This window comes from Stenotrophomonas sp. FR024 (assembly GCF_047500745.2).
Taxonomy (GTDB): Bacteria; Pseudomonadota; Gammaproteobacteria; order Xanthomonadales; family Xanthomonadaceae; genus Stenotrophomonas; species Stenotrophomonas maltophilia_A.
The window spans coordinates 1-17,244 of the sequence record NZ_JAXAXM020000018.1 but is presented as its reverse complement, the minus strand read 5'-3'; the positions used below and the strand labels follow the sequence as shown (position 1 = coordinate 17,244).

Sequence of the window (17,244 nt, the reverse complement as noted above, 5' to 3'; positions counted from 1 at the left end):
AGCGCGTCCGTTGCCATCGCCGTCGACCGGGTCGGCAAATCCGTGCAGGGCCCGGAGGGTGAAGTCCACATACTGGACAACATCACCCTGACCGTCCATGAAGGGACCAGCGCGGCCATCGTCGGCGCCTCCGGTTCCGGCAAGACCACCCTGCTCGGCCTGCTGGCCGGGCTGGACCTGCCCAGCCGCGGCCGCATCGCGCTGGCCGGCCAGGACCTGGCGGCGCTGGACGAGGAGGCCCGCGCCCAGCTGCGCGCGCGTGAAGTCGGCTTCGTGTTCCAGAGCTTCCATCTGCTGCCGGCACTGACCGCCGCCGAGAATGTCGCGCTGCCGCTGGAACTGGCCGGGCGCGAAGACCGGGCGCGGGTCGAAGAAGTGCTGGCCCAGGTCGGCCTGGCCCATCGCGCCCGCCACTATCCGCGCCAGTTGTCGGGCGGCGAGCAGCAGCGCGTGGCACTGGCACGTGCCTTCGTCACCCGCCCGCGCATTCTGTTCGCCGACGAACCGACCGGCTCGCTGGACCACGCCACCGGCCAGCACATCAGCGACCTGCTGTTCGAACTCAACGCCGGCAGCGGCACCACCCTGGTGCTGGTCACTCACGACCTGCGCCTGGCCCAGCGTTGCCAGTACATCCACCGCATCGACGACGGCCGCCTGCTGCCGGTCGAGCGTGGGGCGCAGGCATGAACCTGCTGCAACACGCGTGGCGCGCGCTGCGCCGCGAGGCGCTGGCCGGCGACCTGCTGACCGTGTTCGCCGCGCTGGTGCTGGGCGTGGCGGTGATGACCGCAGTCGGCACGCTGGTGAACCGGGTCAACCTGGCACTGACCGGCAGCGCAGCGGAAATGCTAGGCGGCGACCTCGGCATCGCCGGGCGCGATGACCCGCCGCAGGCGTTCGCCGACGAGGCGCAGCGGCGCGGACTGGCCTACACCCGTATCGCCAGCTTCGGCAGCGTGCTCTTCAACGGTGATGCCAGCCAGATGGCCAGCATCAAGGCGGTGCAGGCGGGCTATCCGCTGCGTGGCACGCTGCGGGTGCGGGCCACGCCCGGGGGCGCCCTGATCGACAACGCCGGCATGCCGGCCAAAGGCCAGGCCTATGCCGACCCACGCCTTCTCCAGGGGCTGGGACTGAAGGCCGGTGACGACCTTGAATTCGGCGCTGGCACGCTGCGCATCGCCGGCATCATCGAGGCCGAGCCGGATACCGGCGGCGACCTGCTTACGCTTTCCCCCACCCTGCTGGTCAACCGCGCCGATGTGGAAGGCACCGGCCTGCTCGGTCCGGGTAGCCGCATCAACTACCGGCTGATGTTCGCCGGAGCAGCAGAACCGATCGCGGCACTTCGGCAATGGCTGCTGCCGCAGGTGAAGGGCCTGCGCCTGCTGAGTGTGGACGACACCCAGCGTGGCGTGCGCCAGGCGTTCGACCTGGCCGGGCGCTTCCTCGGCCTCAGCGCGCTGCTGGCGGTATTGCTGGCCGGTGTTGCCACGGCGCTGGCGGCGAACCGCTTCGCCCTGCGCCGCATCGACCAGGTGGCGATCCTGCGCTGCCTGGGCGCGCGCCAGCGCGACATCCTGTCCGGTCTGGCACTGCAGCTGCTGATGCTGGCGGTGCCGGCCTGCGCACTCGGCATCGGCCTGGGCATGGCGGCGCAGGAAGGCCTGGTGCAGGTGCTGGGCAGCCTGGTGCCGCAGCGCCTGCCGCTGCCCGAGGCAATGCCTGCGCTGACCGGTGCCGGCATCGGGCTGTTGCTGCTGTTCGGCTTCGGCCTGCCGCCGCTGCTGCGCCTGCGCGGGGTGCCGCCGATGCGGGTGCTCAACCGTTCCTTCGCCGCCCTGCCGCCGGCCTCGCTGCTGGCCTACGTGGCTGCCCTGGCGGCCAGCCTGCTGCTGGCGGTGCAGGTCACCGGTGATCTCAAGCTGGCGCTGTGGGTGCTGGGCGGGTTGGCCGCGCTGGCGGTGGCGGCCGGCGTGGTCGGCTTCGTGCTGCTGCAGCTGCTGCGCGGCCTGCAGCACCGCCTGCATGGCCACTGGCGGCTGGGACTGGCCGCGCTGACCCGGCGCCGGATGCTGGCGGTGATGCAGCTGGTGGGGCTGTCGCTGTCGCTGTGCGCGCTGTTGCTGCTGGCGGTGACCGGCCCCGGCCTGCTGCAGCAGTGGCGCGAGCGACTGCCCGCGGATACGCCGAACTACTTCCTGATCAACATCCAGCCCGAACAGCGCGACAGCGTGCTGGCCGCACTGCGTGGACTGGGCGCCAACGACGCCAGCATCGAACCGATGGCCACTGGCCGCCTGATCGCGATCAACGGCAAGCCGCCGCTGCGCGTGGACCGCTCGCCTGAGCAGAACGGGCAGCCGGCACAGGGCGAAGGCCAGCGCGATGACGACGACGAGAACCGGCCGTTGAACTTCAGCTGGCGCAGCAGCTTCCCGCCGGCCAACACACTGGTCAACGGCACCTTCTGGAAGGCAGACAGCACCGCCGCCGAAGCCTCGGTGGAAATCGGCTGGGCCAAGCGCTACGGCGTGCATCCCGGCGACCGCATCACCATTGCGGTGGGCGAGCAGGAACGCGAGTTCACTGTCACCAGCGTGCGCAAGGCCGACTGGAACACTTTCCGTCCGAACTTCTTCGTGCTGCTGAACCCGAATGCGGTGGGCGATACGCCACACAACCTGCTGTCGGCATTCCATCTACCGGCCGGCAAGGCCGCCGGACTGGGCGAGCTGGTACGCGCGCAGCCGAACCTGTCGTTGCTGGACGTGGATGCGGTGATCTCGCAGGTGCGCGATGTGATGGAACGGGTGGCACAGGCGGTGCAGCTGGTGATGGTGTTCAGTCTGCTGGCCGGCGTGCTGGTACTGCTGGCCGCGCTGCAGGCCACGGCGGGCGAACGGCGCTACGACAGCGCGGTGCTGCGCACGCTGGGCGCGACCCGTCGCCAGCTGCGTGGCGCGGTGCTGGTGGAATTCGGTACGCTGGGCACGCTGGCCGCGTTGCTGGCGGTGGGCGCGGCCGCTGCGATCGGCGTGGCGGTCTCGCAGAAGGTGTTCGAACTGCCGTTGCTGCCGCCGTGGCCGGGCCTGCTGATCGGCGGCGTGGTCGGCATCGGCTTGAGCCTGCTGGCAGGCTGGTGGGGTACGCGCGCGATCCTGCATACGCCACCGGCACTGGCCCTGCGCGAAGCCTGACGCGATCGTGACACGCTCGGGGGGGCGCTATGCTGCGCGCCCCACCCGATCAGATCGTCCGGAAGCGCGGAACGTTGCTCCCGCGCTCCCGAGGTTCAAGGAATGAAGATGAAATACAGCCTCTGTCTGCGCATCCTTCTGGCCAGTTCCCCGCTGCTCACCGCGGTGCTACCCGCAGGCGCCCGCGCGGCGGAGGGCTATGTTCCTGACGCGGTGCAGGCCTTCGTGCTGGAAACGGTGCTGGCTGATGAAGCGCAAGCCTTCCTCGAGGGCCACCCGACCTATCTGGTTCCGGCCAGCGTGTCACGCACGCGCAGCGATGCCGGCGTGGTGGCCGACCTGCGTGCTGAGTTCGACCGGTTCTACCGGGGCCAACCGAAGCCGAGAAAGGAAGTGGCGCACATGGCGATCCTCGTCGCACAGACCGCGCTGCTGCTGCCGGACCGTAGCGCCTGCAGCACGGATCGAGTGCGTTGCCACCAAGCTGTCATGGGCGTCCGCACCCGCGATGACGAGGCCAGCCTGCAGGCCACCTTGCGTGCGTTCCAGGACGCCGGGCTGGACCTGACCACCTTGGGCGAGAAGGCGTCTTGAGTGCACCGCATCCACGCATGGCGTGGATGCAGCGTGCGATCACCGATGGAGAGCGTGCCGAGCAAGCTCGGCACCTACCAGGAGCAGATATCCGGCACGGCACATCCACATCACGCGTGGATGCGGTGTGCGATCACCGGCGAAGAGCCTACCAAGCAAGCTCGGCACCTACCGGAAGCAGGGGTTGGTAGATCCACGCCATGCGTGGATGCGGCTCACAACGCCTGCTGCTTTGCCCAAGCCACGGTCGTATCCATCGCACGCTGCATTCCCGAAAGCGCTGTGAACACGCAGAGCTCGTCCTTGGCATTGTCATCCCCTACCCGGTTGTGGACTTCGGTGTAGTCCGGAGGGCTTTCGAAAATGACGATACGGACGATGTTGCCGCTGATCAGATGCTTGGCGGAGAAAATGGGGTTGGCTTCGCGGTCTTTCGTACCATCGACGAAGAACACGTTGTAATGCGGGCTGCGGAAGTCTTCAGCACGCAGATTGGCCGTCTGGATGCCGGCCGTGAACGCGTCGAGGAAATGCTGTTCGAGACGATCATGAACTGCGGATCGGACAGGTACGTTTCGAACAACTGGCGCTCTTCCACGAGCATCAGCGAACCTCATTTTCGAGCAATGGAATCGCAAGGACACGAACCACGTCGTGACCTGGAGGACCATCAGTGCGGCTCTCGCAGAAGCGAAATCCAGCGAGCATGCCAGCATCTTCGAACACGGAGCGCACGATGTCGATTTCAGCCGAAGCCGCCCTGTCGGATTCGTGCCGACGGTGGCTCCCGAACGCAACCCCTTCGGGGCCTGGATAATAGAAGACGCTTGGAAGCAGGATGCCCTCTTGCGCGTGCAGCTCGAAGTCGGTGAAGCTCAATGCGAGGAACATCTTCGCATCGGCTGAATCACGTGCACGACCGGAAATGCGGACTGTTGAAAGCACGTGACTGCAGAGACTGAGCAGATAGGCCGAGGTCCATCGAGGCCCAAGGCGCTCCAGCACTCCATCAATCCGACTCAAGCGCGAGACAAGTTCCACCTCCTCGAAGTCGTCGATTTCGAGATGGAAACTGTCGATGTCGTCACAGGCTTCGCCGGACAACAGTTGACTACAGAGGTCGGAGAGCTTCATCGGTGGGATGATCAAGGGCGGCGTGGGCAGCCACCCTATCGCACACCCAACCTCCGAGCGGAGGTTTCGAGAGAATGTGGCGAATTACGTCAAAGCGATACGCATCAGGCGCCATGTAACGCGACCCCGAGCATGGATGCCACGTGCAATCGCCGGCGAAGAGCGTGCCGAGCAAGCTCGGCACCTACCAGAAGCGGATACGCGGCGCTGCACCTGACCAGAGGATCTGCGCCATGAGTCGAGCAGGGCTCGACTTACTGGGCCTTTTCCACGTACTTGGCGAACACGTCGTCGATCTGCTTGTCCTTCACCTTCTTGCCGGCCTGGATCTCTTCGGCCTGGGTGAACATCGGGATGATCATCGCCATGCCGTCGATCTTGGTCTTCAGGTGCACCCCCGGGGCCTGGCCGAGGAAGCCATCCCAGCGCTGGCGCACCTTGGCCCAGTATCCGGCGGTGGCCTTCCAGTAGTTGCGCGCCGGGGTGAAGTCGACCTCGGTGGTCTTCACGTAGTCGTTGAAGCCGAACTCGCGGGCGGTCTCCACCTGGCTGCCATCGGCGTTGCGCTGCACCTTGGTGTTGAACTGCTCGTGGGTCCAGCCGTTCGGGGTCAGCGTGTGGCGGTTGATCACGGCCAGCGCGTTGTAGTCACTGCGCTTGGTGTACTCGCGGCGCGGCAGCGGACGCCAGCTCAGGTCGCTGGTCCAGCTCGGCACGTTGTTGGTGTAGGTCCAGGTGCCGGTGCCGCAATAGCGCGGTGCGTCGCTCACTTCGTATACGCACTGGGTCCAGGCGCCCTGGTTCACCGCCGCCGGAATGCTGCGCACCTTCCAGGTCTGGTCGGCACTGAACTCGAAACGGTTCGGTGCTTCGTACACCCAGTCCTGGCGCCAGTGCTTGGTGATGTGGCCGCTCTTCTCGTCCAGCAGCAGGTGCTGCAGCACGATGCGCTTCGGCGTGTCTTCGACCACGATGACCACTTCGCTGCCGCCGCTGCGCATCGCCGGCGCGCGCTCGTAGCCCGGCTTCAGCAGCACGGTCTCGTCGAAGGCGAAGTCCACGGTGTACTCACCCTGCATGGCAAGGATGCTGTCGTGGTCACGGGCGATATCGGAGGGCTGCGCGCTGGCCACGCCGCTGGCGGCGAGCACAAGCAGGGCGCTGGCTGTCTGGAGCTTCATCGGGGTCTTCCTTCGGGGTTGCAGATGCGTTGAGAGGCCGTCCGTGGCCGACAGGCGTTCCATCAGGAGTGGGTCACAGGCGGATCAGCGGCAGGTCGCCGGGAATTCGCGGCGCCGGACGCCGCGCGGCATCGGCACAGCAGCAATCGTCGATTGCCAGCTCGCCTTCGGCACCTTCCAGCCGTGCAATGCGGCGCGCGGTGGCTGCGCCCAGCGAGGACAGGGTCGACAGACTGGCGGCCAGCGTGCGGCCATCGTCGGCGGCATGCAGGCGCAGCGCGCACAGGCGCCAGCGCTGGCCACCCAGATGACCGGCCAGGCGCCGCCACAGGCGTTCGCCGACGCTGCCATCGCTGTCGTGCTCGGGCCCCGGCGGCAGCGCAGCCACCAGCCGGTCCCAGGCCAGGAAGTCGCTGTCCGGCAGCAGGTACAGGCGCCACACGCAGCGGCCGCGGCCATCGAGGAAGCACAGGCTTTCGCGCAGGCCTTCGCTGTCCACGCCCTGGCAGGCATGCACGCGTACGGCCTGGCGCCAGCCGCCCAGCTCGTTGCCGTCGGCGTGGTACAGGCACAGCACGGTGCCGAGCGTGGCCAGCTGTGCCGGGGTCGGCCAGGCCGCGCTGTGCGGCGCGGCGATGGAGTCATTCCTGCGTGCGGACAGTGCTCGGCTCATGAGGTCACCAGGAAACGGCAAGGCTGGCGGAGAAGGTGCGGCCCGGGCTGCTGAAACGATCGCTCAGTGCGCGATTGGTGATCAGGCTCGGCGTGATGGACGACCATTCGATGTAGCGCTTGTCGGCCAGGTTGAACACGCCGACATTGAAGGTCGCACCCGGTGCGAAGTTCCAGTGCGCCATCAGGTCCAGCACGCCGTAGCCGGCCGGCTGGTAGACGAACGGCGCCGGTGCGTTCGGATTGGTCTGCGCAGCAGGCGGCGGCAGGCGCTTCTTGCGCTGCACGAAGGTGCCGGCCAGTTCGACTCCCCATGTATCGGTGTCGTACATCAGGCCCAGCGTGCCACGCAACGGATCGACCGAGGCCAGCGGTTCGTCATCGGTCCGGTTGTCACCACGCGACCAGGCCAACGCACTGCGCAGCGCCCAGCCCTTCAGCGCCGGACTGAGCTCACCGAATTCGATGCCGGCCTTCATTTCCGCACCATAGATGCGCGCGTCGGCGATGTTCTGCGACTGGAACACGGTCAAACCCTGTGCGTTGCGGCCGGTATCGACGTTGGACTCGATGAAATCCTTGTAGTCGTTGTAGTAGCCACTGACGCTGACGTACGCCGCCGGCGCGATGAAGCGCAGGCCAAGCTCGTAGCCGTCGCTGGTTTCCGGCTTCAGGTCCGGGTTGGCGATGGCGGTGTAGCCGAAGGCCACGTTGGTCAGGCCGATGTTGACGTCGTTGTACGGCGGCGAACGGAAGCCACGCGCATAGCCGGCGAACAGCGACCACTGGTCGGTGAAGCGCCAGACCATGCCCAGCTTCGGCGACACGCTGGTCTTCTTCAGCTGCGCCACGGCCGTGGTCGGGTTGTCTTCGGCGAAGATGCTGTCCACTTCCGGCTTCAGCTCGTAACGGTCCACGCGCACGCCCGGCACCAGCGACAGCTTGCCGTCGGCCAGGCGCATTTCATCCTGCGCGTACAGGCCCAACTCGGTGGTCTTGCTGATCGGGAAGTCACGCACCGGGAAGGTGTCGGGGGTAACGGTGTTGCTGACCACACCGGCACGGTTGACCTGGTAGCCGTCGCGCTTCTGGCGGATCTCGGTACGGGTGCCTTCGAAGCCGTAGGTCAATGCGTGCTCGACGCTGCCGGTGCTGAACGCCTTGTTGAACTGCGCCTGCAGGCCAAAGGCATGCTGGTCGAAGGAGAACACGCGGTGACGGCGGCTGCCGTCGGTGCGGGTCTCGTCGGTCTGCTGCCGCGTTTCGCTGTTCTGCGCATACACCTGCCAATGCAGGCTGTCGGCGAACGGCTGGTCCAGCGCATCCATTTCGTGGGCAAAGGACACGCGGGTACGCTTCTGCGTGTCGTGGGACTTCATGCCAGTAGCCGCAGCCATCGCGCCGGGGCGCGGTGCAACGCTGGCAATCGCCGACAACACATTGGTATCGGTGGTGTCTTCGTTGCCTTCCACGGTCAGGCGGAAGCGCTGGTCTTCGCTCGGTGCGTAGACCAGCTTGCTGAGCAGGCTGCGGCCGTCGCGGTCCTGCGGATTGGACGCCGTACGGGTGTCGTTGTCGCTGCGCACCGTGCCCTTGCTGTCCGTTTCCTGGCCTTGGTGGTGGTTGACGTTGACCAGGCCGCTCCAGTGGTCGCCACCAAAGGCGGCGGTGGCACCGCCGAGCAGGCCCTTCCACTCACCGTCGTAGCCGAACTTCAGGCCGAAGTAGCTGTTCTTGCCGTCCTTGAGGTAGTCGGCCGGGTCCTTGGTGACGAACGCCACCACGCCGCCCAGTGCATCGGAGCCGTACAGCGAGCTGGCCGGGCCGCGCACGATCTCCACGCGCTTGAGCGTATCGAGGTCGGTGAAGTTGCGGTTGGAACTGGCGAACGAACCGATGTCGAACCGGGTCGGCATGACGATGCCATCGGTCTGGATGCGCACACGGTTGCCGTCCAGGCCACGGATGCGGAAACCATCCAGGCCGAAGCGGGTCGCGCTGCGGGTGACCGACAGGCCCGGCTCGTAGCGCACCAGATCCTTGATGTCCTGCACCAGGTGCCGGTCCATCTGCTCGCGGTCGATGACGTCCACGGTGGCCGCCACGTCACTCACGGCCCGCTCGGTGCGGGTGGCGGTGACCTGCACCCGATCGAATTCGCGCGCATCAGGGGCGGCGGTGGCAGCAGCGTGGGCGGACAGCGGCAACGCCATCCAGACAGCAAGACACAGGGCGGTATGGCGGGTCATCGGGTTCGTTCGGTCAGGCAGGGGAACCCCCGGTTACCGGCACACCCGGAAGGTGCACGCGGTAGACCGAGGGGGAGAGAGCGGGAGCGGACGGGTCGCCCACCCTGTCGGCGCTGCCGGCAGGAGGGAGGGAGGCGGGCGACCAGGCCGCGATTACTTGGTCAGGATCAGCTTGTCGTTGCTGGTGTGCCGCAGGCGATAGAAGCGGTCGCCGTGCTGGATCAGGATTTCACGACGGCCCTTGAGCAGGGCTTCGCTGTCGATGACCTCTTCCGGCGGAACGACGCGGACCGGTCGATCGCGGAGGGTCAGCGTTTCGGGGCGCAGCAGTACAGGTTGAGCATTCATGAGCATCTGGACTCGTGCGAGGGACGAGTTAAATGATAATGATTCTCAGTTGACAATCAACAACCATTCTCAATTTGATTGATGAGATTAATGATCGAATTCTGAAATTCGATAGATTTCATATATTGAAAGGTGGGGGCACACGGCTTTTGTAGAGTCGAGCCACGCTCGACTGCTCTCGCGCCGTCGCCTGGAAATGCCCGCGCTACGTGCGGAGTCGAGCATGGCTCGACTCTACAAAGGCCCGACCAACCTGGAGTCGAGCGTGGCTCGACTCTCCAAAGGGTTGTCAGGCGAAGACGGCTTCGACCTGGGCCCAGCCGGCCGCGTCGACCTGCTCCAGCACGTCCAGTGCCTGCAGGTTCTGCAGCAGCTGGCTGACCCGGCTTGCGCCGAGGATCACGCTGGAAACGTTCGGGTTGCGCAGGCACCAGGCGATGGCCAGCGTGGCCGGGGCATGGCCGAGCGCGCGTGCCACCTCGCTGAAGCGCCGCACCTGGCCCAGGCGGGCCCCGGCGTCGGCCCCCAGCACCAGGCCCTGCAACCACTCCATGCCTTCCCGCCCCAGCCGCGCATCGGCCGGGATGCCCTGGTCGTACTTGCCAGTGAGCAGGCCCGAGGCGAGCGGCGAGAAGATGGTGGTGCCCAGGCCGGCACCCGCATACAGCGGCGCGTACTCGACCTCGACCCGCTCGCGGTGTAACAGGTTGTACTGCGGCTGCTCCATCGACGGGCCCTGCAGGTTGCGCGCCTCGGCGATGTCCAGCGCCTGCTGGATCTGCGCCGCCGACCACTCCGAGGTGCCCCAGTAGAGGATCTTGCCCTGCCGTACCAGGGTATCCATGGCGTGCACGGTCTCGGCGATCGGCGCGTCCGGATCCGGGCGGTGGCAGTAATAAAGGTCCAGGTAGTCCACCCTCAGGCGCTTGAGCGCGGCATGGCAGGCGTCGGTCACGTGCTTGCGCGACAAGCCGCGCTGGGTCGGCCGCGGGTCCTTGGCACTGCCGAAGAACACCTTGCTGGACACGCAGAAACCGTCGCGCGGCAGGCGCAGGTCGGTGATCACGTCGCCCATGACCTGTTCGGCACGGCCGTTGGCATAACCCTCGGCGTTGTCGAAGAAGTTGACGCCATGATCCCAGGCGGCGGCCACCAGGTTGCGGGCCTCATCGCGCGGGACCTGGTCGCCGAAGGTCACCCAGGCGCCGAAGGACAAGGCGGAAATCGGCAGGCCGGTGGAGCCCAGGCGACGGTATTGCATGCGAATCTCCTGCTGCGGGCCCGCATCCGGGCCGGGATCGAACCCCATTCTACCCGCCGCCGCCAGCCGCAAGCCCTTGCCGTTGCTGGCCTGATCGGTACCGTTGGCCGCGCGCACGCTGCTTTTTCTTGCCCCGGCCCCTGCCCTGCACTAGGCTTCCCGTTTTTCGCGACGCCCTAGGGGAGTCACTCACATGGTCGAAGGTTTGGGCAGGATCGGCTTCGGCCTGTTCGGGTTGGCGGTGCTGATCGGCATCACCTGGTTGTTTTCCAATAACAAGCGCGCGGTTGACTGGAAGCTGGTTGCCACCGGTATCACCCTGCAGATCGCCTTTGCGGCGCTGGTGATCCTGGTGCCGGGCGGGCGCGACGTGTTCGACGCGCTGGGCAAGGGCTTCGTCAAGATCCTCAGCTACGTCAACGAGGGCTCGGGCTTCATCTTCGGCTCGTTGATGGACACCAAGAACTACGGCTTCATCTTCGCCTTCCAGGTGTTGCCGACCATCATCTTCTTCTCTGCGCTGATGGGGGTGATGTACCACCTCAACATCATGCAGGGCATCGTGCGCGTGATGGCCTGGTCGATCACCAAGGTGATGCGCGTGTCGGGTGCGGAAACCACCAGCGTCTGCGCCAGCGTCTTCATCGGCCAGACCGAGGCGCCGCTGACCGTGCGCCCGTACATCGCCAGGATGACCCAGTCCGAGCTGCTGACCATGATGATCGGCGGCATGGCGCACATCGCCGGCGGCGTGCTGGCGGCCTACGTGGGCATGCTCGGCGGTGGCGATCCGGCGCAGCAGGCCTTCTACGCCAAGCACTTGCTGGCGGCCAGCATCATGGCCGCGCCGGCCACGCTGGTCGTGGCCAAGCTGCTGATTCCGGAAACCGGCACCCCGCTGACCCGCGGCACGGTGAAGATGGAAGTCGAGAAGACCTCCAGCAACATCATCGACGCGGCCGCAGCCGGCGCCGGTGACGGCCTGAAGCTGGCGCTGAACATCGGTGCGATGCTGCTGGCCTTCATCGCCCTGATCGCGCTGCTGAACGCCCCGCTGACCTGGATCGGCGATGTGACCGGCCTGGCCGCTGCCATCGGCAAGCCGACCAACCTGTCGACCATCTTCGGTTACGTGCTGGCCCCGATCGCCTGGGTGATCGGCACCCCGTGGGCCGATGCCACCACCGTCGGTTCGCTGATCGGCCAGAAGGTCGTGATCAACGAGTTCGTGGCCTACACCGAGCTGTCGCAGATCGTGAACGGTCAGATCGCCGGCGTGAGCCTGTCCGAGGAAGGTCGCCTGATCGCCACCTACGCGCTGTGCGGCTTCGCCAACTTCAGCTCGATCGCGATCCAGATCGGCGGCATCGGCGGCCTGGCCCCGGAACGTCGCCACGATCTGGCCAAGTTCGGCCTGCGCGCGGTGTTGGGCGGTACCATTGCCACCTTCATGACGGCGACCATCGCCGGCGTGCTGACGCACTTCAGTTGAACCCTTGGTTGAGAAAAGATTCCCTATGAGCAGCAGTGTCGTTGTCGTCGGTTCCTTCAATGTCGATCACGTGTGGCGGTGCGAGTCGCTGCCGGCACCGGGTGCGACCATTGCCGGCCGTTACAGCACCGGCCCCGGTGGCAAGGGCTTCAACCAGGCCGTGGCGGCCTGCCGCGCCGGTGCCGACACGCACTTCGTATGCGCGCTGGGCGACGACGCCGGTGGTGCCACCGCCCGTGAGCTGGCCGCGCAGGATGGATTCGCGCTGATCGCCGAGGCCAGCAGCGAGCCGACCGGCACCGCCGGCATCTACGTCGATGCCCGTGGCCGCAACACCATCGTGATCGGACCGGGTGCCAACGCCGCGCTGAGCACCGACTTCCTGCAACAGCAGCAGGCCCTGCTGACCGGCGCCAAGGTGGTGCTGGTGCAGCTGGAATCGCCGGTGCAGACCATCGAAGCGGCGCTGGCCACGGCCCGCGAGGCCGGCGTCACCACCGTGCTCAACACCGCACCGGCCGACGCCCCTTCGACCATCGGCCTGCTCAAGCTGGCCGATGTGATCACCCCGAACGAGACCGAGTTCGCAGCCCTGCTCGGCCGCCATGTCGGTGAGCGCGTGGATGCCAACGACGTCGCCGCGCTGGATGGTGCCAGCCTGCATGCGCTGTGCCGCAAGCTGGTCGGCAACGGTACCGTGGTGGTGACCCTGGGTTCGGTGGGTGTATTCGTGTCGCATGCCGACGAGAACCTGCGCGGCGATACCCAGCCGTACTACCGCGTGGGTGCCGAACAGGTGCAGGCGATCGACACCACCGGTGCCGGTGACGCCTTCAACGGTGCGCTGGCCGCGTCGCTGGCGCAGGTGGCCGACGCCCCGTTCGCCCGCCACGTGCGCTTCGCCAACCAGTTCGCCGGTCGTTCGACCGAGAAGGAAGGCGCTGCTGCGGCAATGCCGCGCTTCACCCCGGCCGACGTGGAAGTGAAGTAGATCCACGCCATGCGTGGATGGGAAGGCCCGGGTGCGCTGGCATCCGGGCCTTTCTTTTGCCCATTGTCCAGCTCTGCGACCGCCTGCCGCATTGCCCTCACCCCGCCCCTCGCCGAACATCCGCGCAGCTTCTCTGCACGGGCAGGACATGGACGGATTCCCCTGGTTGCTGGTTGCCGCCGCCGGCAGTGCCATCGCAGCCTTGCTGCATATCGGCTGCATTGCCTTTGGGGCACCCTGGTACCGGTGGTTCGGCGCTGGCCAGCGCATGGTCCGGCTGGCACAGGCGGGGCATTGGTGGCCACCACTGATGACCGCCGGCATTACTGCCGTGCTGGTGGCCTGGACGCTGTACGCGCTGGCAGCCGCAGGCTGGCATTCGCCGCTGCCGGCCAGCCGTCCGGTGCTGTCGGGCATCGCCCTGCTGTTGCTGGTGCGCGCGGCGATGGGCTTCGGGCTGGCGCTGCTCCGGCCCGGCTACAACGGCCGGCACTTCTGGGTACTCAGTTCACTGGCCTGCCTCAGCCTGGGGCTGGCCTTCGCGCTGGGGACCCGCCAGGCCTGGCAGAGCCTGGGGTAGCCGCCTACCATCGCCCGCCCTTGGGGGCGGCGGAAGCAACCGTCAAGCATCTGTTGATGCCGGTACGGCATGAGCTGGGTGCGGATCGGCCTGAACCGGACCGCGCCCGACACGGCCGTACCGCCGCCCGCGCCCTACAATGGGCGCATGCAGATCGGCCCGTACACCATTGCCCCCAACGTCGTGCTGGCGCCCATGGCCGGCGTCACCGACAAGCCTTTCCGCCTGCTGTGCAAACGGCTGGGCGCGGGACTGGCCGCCTCGGAAATGACCATCAGCGACCCGCGCTTCTGGACCACGCGCAAGTCGATCCATCGCATGGACCATGACGGCGAGCCGGCACCGATCAGCGTGCAGATCGCCGGCACCGAGCCGCAGCAGTTGGCCGAAGCCGCCCGCTACAACGTGGACCACGGCGCGCAGATCATCGACATCAACATGGGCTGCCCGGCCAAGAAGGTGTGCAACGCCTGGGCCGGTTCGGCACTGATGCGCGACGAACAGCTGGTGGCGCGCATCCTCGAAGCCGTGGTCAACGCGGTGGACGTGCCGGTCACGCTGAAGATCCGTACCGGTTGGGACTGCGACCATCGCAATGGTCCGGTGATCGCGCGCATCGCAGAGAACAGCGGTATCGCCGCACTGGCGGTGCACGGCCGCACCCGCGACCAGCACTACACCGGCCAGGCCGAGTACGCCACGATCGGCGAGATCAAGGCCGCACTGCGCATTCCGGTGATCGCCAACGGCGATATCGATTCGCCGCAGAAGGCCGCCTACGTCCTGAAGGAAACCGGCGTGGATGCAGTGATGATCGGCCGCTCGGCACAGGGCCGGCCATGGATCTTCCGCGAGGTGGCGCATTACCTGGCCACCGGCGAGGAACTGCCGCCGCCGTCACTGGCAGAAGTGCGCGACATCCTGCTCGGCCACCTGCATGCACTGCATGCGTTTTATGGCGAGCCGCAGGGCGTGCGCATCGCGCGCAAGCACCTGGGCTGGTACGCCAAGGATCGACCGGAGAATGCCGCCTTCCGCGCGGTGGTCAACCGTGCCGAAGATCCGGCCAGCCAGATCGCATTGACGACCGAGTACTTCGACCGCCTGATTGCCGGGGAACCGGCGTTGTCTTCGGCAGCCTGAGCGCGCCAGCCCCTCGTAACCCGCCCGACTGCCTTGATCCGTAGAGTCGAGCTTGCTCGACTGCTCCACACCGTAGAGTCGAGCGTGCTCGACTGGCTTTCTGAACAGTCGAGCACGCTCGACTCTACGCGCCCCTTCCATTGATCACGCTCGACGCTACAAGAGCCCGCCCCCATGACCCCGCCGATTTCCTCCCCGACCTACCTGCACGGATTCTCCGGCACCGAGCAGCAGCGCCTGATGACCCAGGCACGGCTGCTGGAATCGAGCATCTTCGGCCAGATCGACTACAGCGGCGCGCGTCGCCTGCTGGAAGTCGGCAGCGGCGTCGGCGCGCAGACCGAAATCCTGCTGCGCCGCTTCCCCGATCTGCACGTGACCGGCGTGGACCTGAGCGAAACACAGCTGGCCACCGCGCGCGAGAACCTGGCGCGCACACCGTGGTGCAGCGACCGCTACACCCTGCAGCAGGCCGACGCCGGCGAGCTGCCGTTCGAAGCACGCAGCTTCGACGCGGCGTTCCTGTGCTGGGTGCTGGAGCACGTGCCGTCACCAGCACGCGTATTGAGCGAAGTGCGCCGCGTGCTGGCCCCGGGTTCGCCGGTCTACATCACCGAGGTGATGAATGCCTCGTTCCTGCTCGACCCGTATTCGCCGCATATCTGGCGCTACTGGATGGCCTTCAACGATTTCCAGTACGACCACGGGGGAGATCCGTTCGTCGGCGCCAAGCTGGGCAACCTGCTGCTAGCCGGCGGCTTCCGCGACGTGCACACCGAGATCAAGACCATCCACCTGGACAACCGCGAACCGGCCCGTCGCAAGACGATGATCGCGTTCTGGGAACAACTGCTGCTGTCGGCTGCCGACCAGCTGTTGCAGGCCGGATCGGTGGACGAGGAAACCGTGGAAGGCATGCGTCGCGAGTTCCGCCTGGTGCAGAACGATCCGAACGCGGTGTTCTTCTATTCGTTCGTGCAGGGCCGCGCCACGGTGTATTGATTCGGTGGAGCCACGTCATGCGTGGCTGCCTTGGCCGATGCACCCCGCCATCCACGCATGGCGTGGATCTACGGATGCGACACTGCACCGCCGATGGAGGCAGTAGAGCCACGCCATGCGTGGCTGCCATCGCCGATGTCCGCGCCATCCACGCATGGCGTGGATCTACGGATCAATGCACGGCGCTGTGGTCGACCGCACCCGGCTGTGCTGCCGGCTGATGCCAGATCCGCTGCCACATCGCGGCCAACCGGCGTCCGACGTCGGCGCGTGCAGCCGGGCTGCTGTAATCCACCCGCACCTGCTCGGGCGTGATCGCCCGCCACTGCCCATCAGCCTGCTCGGCCACCGCGAAGTTGAAGGTGTAGTCCGGTTCCAGCCCCATACGCAGGTCGCTCAGCACCAGCCGGCCGTCCACCACCTGCGCACGCATGAAGCCACGATTGAACCACGTCAGCTGCTGCACCGCCGGGATGGCCTGCGCTTCGCGCAAGGCCTGCACGTTGGATGCGTGGCCTTCGAACCGCATCGGCCCGTGGTCGGCCACCAGCGAGCGGTCGCCCACCACGTAGCCGTTCGGCGTCATTGCCACCACGCGCCACAGCAGGGTGTTGAACGGCATCGGCACCGAGAAGCGCGGCGCATCGCCCAGGCCCATCGCCGCCAGGCTCTGCTGGGCAGCACGGTCGACCTGCGCCTTGGCGATCAGGCCCCAACCCAGGTAGGCACTGCTGACCAGCAACGCCACACCCAGCACCTTGCCAGCCCAGGGGCGGGCGCGACCAAACCAGGCCAGCACGCAGCCCAGCAGCAGCCATACCGTGTAGCCGAGATCGATGATGAAGACACTGGAACCCATGGTCGGGTGTGGGCGCAGCGGCCACCACAGCTGGGTGCCGTAGACGGTGAACGCATCCAGCATGGGATGGGTGACCAGCGCCAGCTGGATCGCCCAGAACCAGCGCACCGGTGACTGGGCGACGCGGCCATTGCCGAAGCGCTTGAACAACCACCAGATCAGTGCCGCCACCCAAGGCAGCACCAGCAGCGAGTGGCTGAAGCTGCGGTGCTCGATCATGTTCGCCACCGGGTCGGCGGCAGTGAAGCCGAGCCACAGGGCGTCGAGGTCCGGCAGGGTGCCGAGCGCGGCACCGGCCAGCAGGGCCGCACGGCGATGTCCGGGCGGGGCGATGGCAGCAGCGACGGCGCCGCCGAGCACGATCTGGGTCAGGGAATCCATGGGCCGATGCTAGCGGCTTGCGGGCGTGCCGTCTTGATGGCACAGCCGCTCGCGCTCTTTTGTAGAGTCGAGATCCTATGTTCGTGGTCAAGCCTGCTGGAAGCAGGCTTGACCCACCTTCAGCATGGCCGGATCGAAGTCCCGGCCGCTTTTG

At 66.8% G+C, this 17,244-nt stretch carries 16 protein-coding genes; 8 read left to right on the top strand and 8 right to left on the bottom strand.

The genetic code is table 11. The annotated features are described in order from the left end of the window. Positions 1–42 precede the first annotated feature (42 nt). The 3 genes from ACMZ91_RS17460 (at position 43) to ACMZ91_RS17450 (ending at position 3,797) form a co-directional block, all read left to right on the top strand. Positions 43–690: an ABC transporter ATP-binding protein gene (locus tag ACMZ91_RS17460; RefSeq protein WP_049461575.1), complete on the top strand. Its 648-nt coding sequence runs from the start codon at positions 43–45 to the stop codon at positions 688–690. Next, positions 687–3,203 carry an ABC transporter permease gene (locus ACMZ91_RS17455; protein WP_049461576.1) on the top strand — a complete coding sequence of 839 codons (2,517 nt, stop codon included), beginning with the start codon at positions 687–689 and terminating at the stop codon, positions 3,201–3,203. The genes ACMZ91_RS17460 and ACMZ91_RS17455 overlap by 4 nt, the downstream gene beginning before the upstream one ends. A gap of 102 nt (positions 3,204–3,305) precedes the next feature. Continuing rightward, the gene (locus ACMZ91_RS17450; protein ID WP_049461577.1) at positions 3,306–3,797 is read left to right on the top strand and encodes a hypothetical protein; all 492 of its coding nucleotides are present in this window, start codon (positions 3,306–3,308) and stop codon (positions 3,795–3,797) included. Between the two features lie 215 nt (positions 3,798–4,012). On the opposite strand, the gene ACMZ91_RS17445 is transcribed toward ACMZ91_RS17450, so the two are convergent. The 7 genes from ACMZ91_RS17445 to ACMZ91_RS17415 all read right to left on the bottom strand — a co-directional run bounded on the left by ACMZ91_RS17445 (position 4,013) and on the right by ACMZ91_RS17415 (position 10,642). After that, entirely contained in the window at positions 4,013–4,414 is a 402-nt protein-coding gene (locus ACMZ91_RS17445; RefSeq protein ID WP_143048246.1) for a hypothetical protein, read from the bottom strand. After that, positions 4,401–4,931 carry a hypothetical protein gene (locus ACMZ91_RS17440; protein WP_049461579.1) on the bottom strand — a complete coding sequence of 177 codons (531 nt, stop codon included), beginning with the start codon at positions 4,929–4,931 and terminating at the stop codon, positions 4,401–4,403. The genes ACMZ91_RS17445 and ACMZ91_RS17440 overlap by 14 nt, the downstream gene beginning before the upstream one ends. Positions 4,932–5,185: 254 nt before the next feature. Further along, entirely contained in the window at positions 5,186–6,112 is a 927-nt protein-coding gene (locus ACMZ91_RS17435; protein ID WP_049461580.1) for a DUF6607 family protein, read from the bottom strand. A gap of 73 nt (positions 6,113–6,185) precedes the next feature. Beyond that, positions 6,186–6,785, bottom strand: a complete 600-nt coding sequence (locus tag ACMZ91_RS17430; RefSeq protein WP_032129934.1) for a ChuX/HutX family heme-like substrate-binding protein — start codon at positions 6,783–6,785, stop codon at positions 6,186–6,188. Between the two features lie 4 nt (positions 6,786–6,789). After that, positions 6,790–9,033: a TonB-dependent hemoglobin/transferrin/lactoferrin family receptor gene (locus ACMZ91_RS17425; RefSeq protein ID WP_349675293.1), complete on the bottom strand. Its 2,244-nt coding sequence runs from the start codon at positions 9,031–9,033 to the stop codon at positions 6,790–6,792. 153 nt (positions 9,034–9,186) lie between these two features. Next, a complete protein-coding gene (gene hemP / locus ACMZ91_RS17420; RefSeq protein WP_005412278.1) occupies positions 9,187–9,381 on the bottom strand; it encodes a hemin uptake protein HemP in 195 nt (64 codons plus the stop codon). A gap of 289 nt (positions 9,382–9,670) precedes the next feature. After that, on the bottom strand, positions 9,671–10,642 hold the full coding sequence (locus ACMZ91_RS17415) for an aldo/keto reductase (RefSeq protein WP_049461583.1): 972 nt from the start codon (positions 10,640–10,642) through the stop codon (positions 9,671–9,673). A gap of 193 nt (positions 10,643–10,835) precedes the next feature. On the opposite strand from ACMZ91_RS17415, the gene ACMZ91_RS17410 reads away from it, so the two are divergent. The 5 genes from ACMZ91_RS17410 to ACMZ91_RS17390 all read left to right on the top strand — a co-directional run bounded on the left by ACMZ91_RS17410 (position 10,836) and on the right by ACMZ91_RS17390 (position 15,850). Beyond that, entirely contained in the window at positions 10,836–12,134 is a 1,299-nt protein-coding gene (locus ACMZ91_RS17410; protein ID WP_010481870.1) for a NupC/NupG family nucleoside CNT transporter, read from the top strand. A gap of 25 nt (positions 12,135–12,159) precedes the next feature. After that, positions 12,160–13,125 carry a ribokinase gene (locus tag ACMZ91_RS17405; RefSeq protein WP_032129936.1) on the top strand — a complete coding sequence of 322 codons (966 nt, stop codon included), beginning with the start codon at positions 12,160–12,162 and terminating at the stop codon, positions 13,123–13,125. A 148-nt stretch (positions 13,126–13,273) separates the two neighbouring features. Then, positions 13,274–13,705: a hypothetical protein gene (locus ACMZ91_RS17400; RefSeq protein WP_049425064.1), complete on the top strand. Its 432-nt coding sequence runs from the start codon at positions 13,274–13,276 to the stop codon at positions 13,703–13,705. Positions 13,706–13,852: 147 nt separating this feature from the next. Continuing rightward, entirely contained in the window at positions 13,853–14,848 is a 996-nt protein-coding gene (dusB, locus tag ACMZ91_RS17395) for a tRNA dihydrouridine synthase DusB (protein WP_049425080.1), read from the top strand. A 174-nt stretch (positions 14,849–15,022) separates the two neighbouring features. After that, positions 15,023–15,850, top strand: a complete 828-nt coding sequence (locus ACMZ91_RS17390) for a class I SAM-dependent methyltransferase (protein ID WP_032129690.1) — start codon at positions 15,023–15,025, stop codon at positions 15,848–15,850. Between the two features lie 172 nt (positions 15,851–16,022). Here the strand turns inward: ACMZ91_RS17390 and ACMZ91_RS17385 are convergent, their stop codons facing one another. Then, positions 16,023–17,090 carry a metal-dependent hydrolase gene (locus ACMZ91_RS17385; protein ID WP_049461582.1) on the bottom strand — a complete coding sequence of 356 codons (1,068 nt, stop codon included), beginning with the start codon at positions 17,088–17,090 and terminating at the stop codon, positions 16,023–16,025. Between the last annotated feature and the right edge of the window lie 154 nt (positions 17,091–17,244).

What these genes read in the sequence shown, in the direction of transcription:
- ACMZ91_RS17455 (WP_049461576.1), top strand. Translation starts at nt 687, where the DNA reads ATGAACCTGCTGCAACACGCGTGGCGCGCGCTGCGCCGCGAGGCGCTG.
- ACMZ91_RS17450 (WP_049461577.1), top strand. Translation starts at nt 3,306, where the DNA reads ATGAAGATGAAATACAGCCTCTGTCTGCGCATCCTTCTGGCCAGTTCC.
- ACMZ91_RS17445 (WP_143048246.1), bottom strand. Translation starts at nt 4,414, where the DNA reads ATGAGGTTCGCTGATGCTCGTGGAAGAGCGCCAGTTGTTCGAAACGTA.
- ACMZ91_RS17440 (WP_049461579.1), bottom strand. Translation starts at nt 4,931, where the DNA reads ATGAAGCTCTCCGACCTCTGTAGTCAACTGTTGTCCGGCGAAGCCTGT.
- ACMZ91_RS17435 (WP_049461580.1), bottom strand. Translation starts at nt 6,112, where the DNA reads ATGAAGCTCCAGACAGCCAGCGCCCTGCTTGTGCTCGCCGCCAGCGGC.
- ACMZ91_RS17430 (WP_032129934.1), bottom strand. Translation starts at nt 6,785, where the DNA reads ATGAGCCGAGCACTGTCCGCACGCAGGAATGACTCCATCGCCGCGCCG.
- ACMZ91_RS17425 (WP_349675293.1), bottom strand. Translation starts at nt 9,033, where the DNA reads ATGACCCGCCATACCGCCCTGTGTCTTGCTGTCTGGATGGCGTTGCCG.
- hemP (WP_005412278.1), bottom strand. Translation starts at nt 9,381, where the DNA reads ATGAATGCTCAACCTGTACTGCTGCGCCCCGAAACGCTGACCCTCCGC.
- ACMZ91_RS17415 (WP_049461583.1), bottom strand. Translation starts at nt 10,642, where the DNA reads ATGCAATACCGTCGCCTGGGCTCCACCGGCCTGCCGATTTCCGCCTTG.
- ACMZ91_RS17410 (WP_010481870.1), top strand. Translation starts at nt 10,836, where the DNA reads ATGGTCGAAGGTTTGGGCAGGATCGGCTTCGGCCTGTTCGGGTTGGCG.
- ACMZ91_RS17405 (WP_032129936.1), top strand. Translation starts at nt 12,160, where the DNA reads ATGAGCAGCAGTGTCGTTGTCGTCGGTTCCTTCAATGTCGATCACGTG.
- ACMZ91_RS17400 (WP_049425064.1), top strand. Translation starts at nt 13,274, where the DNA reads ATGGACGGATTCCCCTGGTTGCTGGTTGCCGCCGCCGGCAGTGCCATC.
- dusB (WP_049425080.1), top strand. Translation starts at nt 13,853, where the DNA reads ATGCAGATCGGCCCGTACACCATTGCCCCCAACGTCGTGCTGGCGCCC.
- ACMZ91_RS17390 (WP_032129690.1), top strand. Translation starts at nt 15,023, where the DNA reads ATGACCCCGCCGATTTCCTCCCCGACCTACCTGCACGGATTCTCCGGC.
- ACMZ91_RS17385 (WP_049461582.1), bottom strand. Translation starts at nt 17,090, where the DNA reads ATGGATTCCCTGACCCAGATCGTGCTCGGCGGCGCCGTCGCTGCTGCC.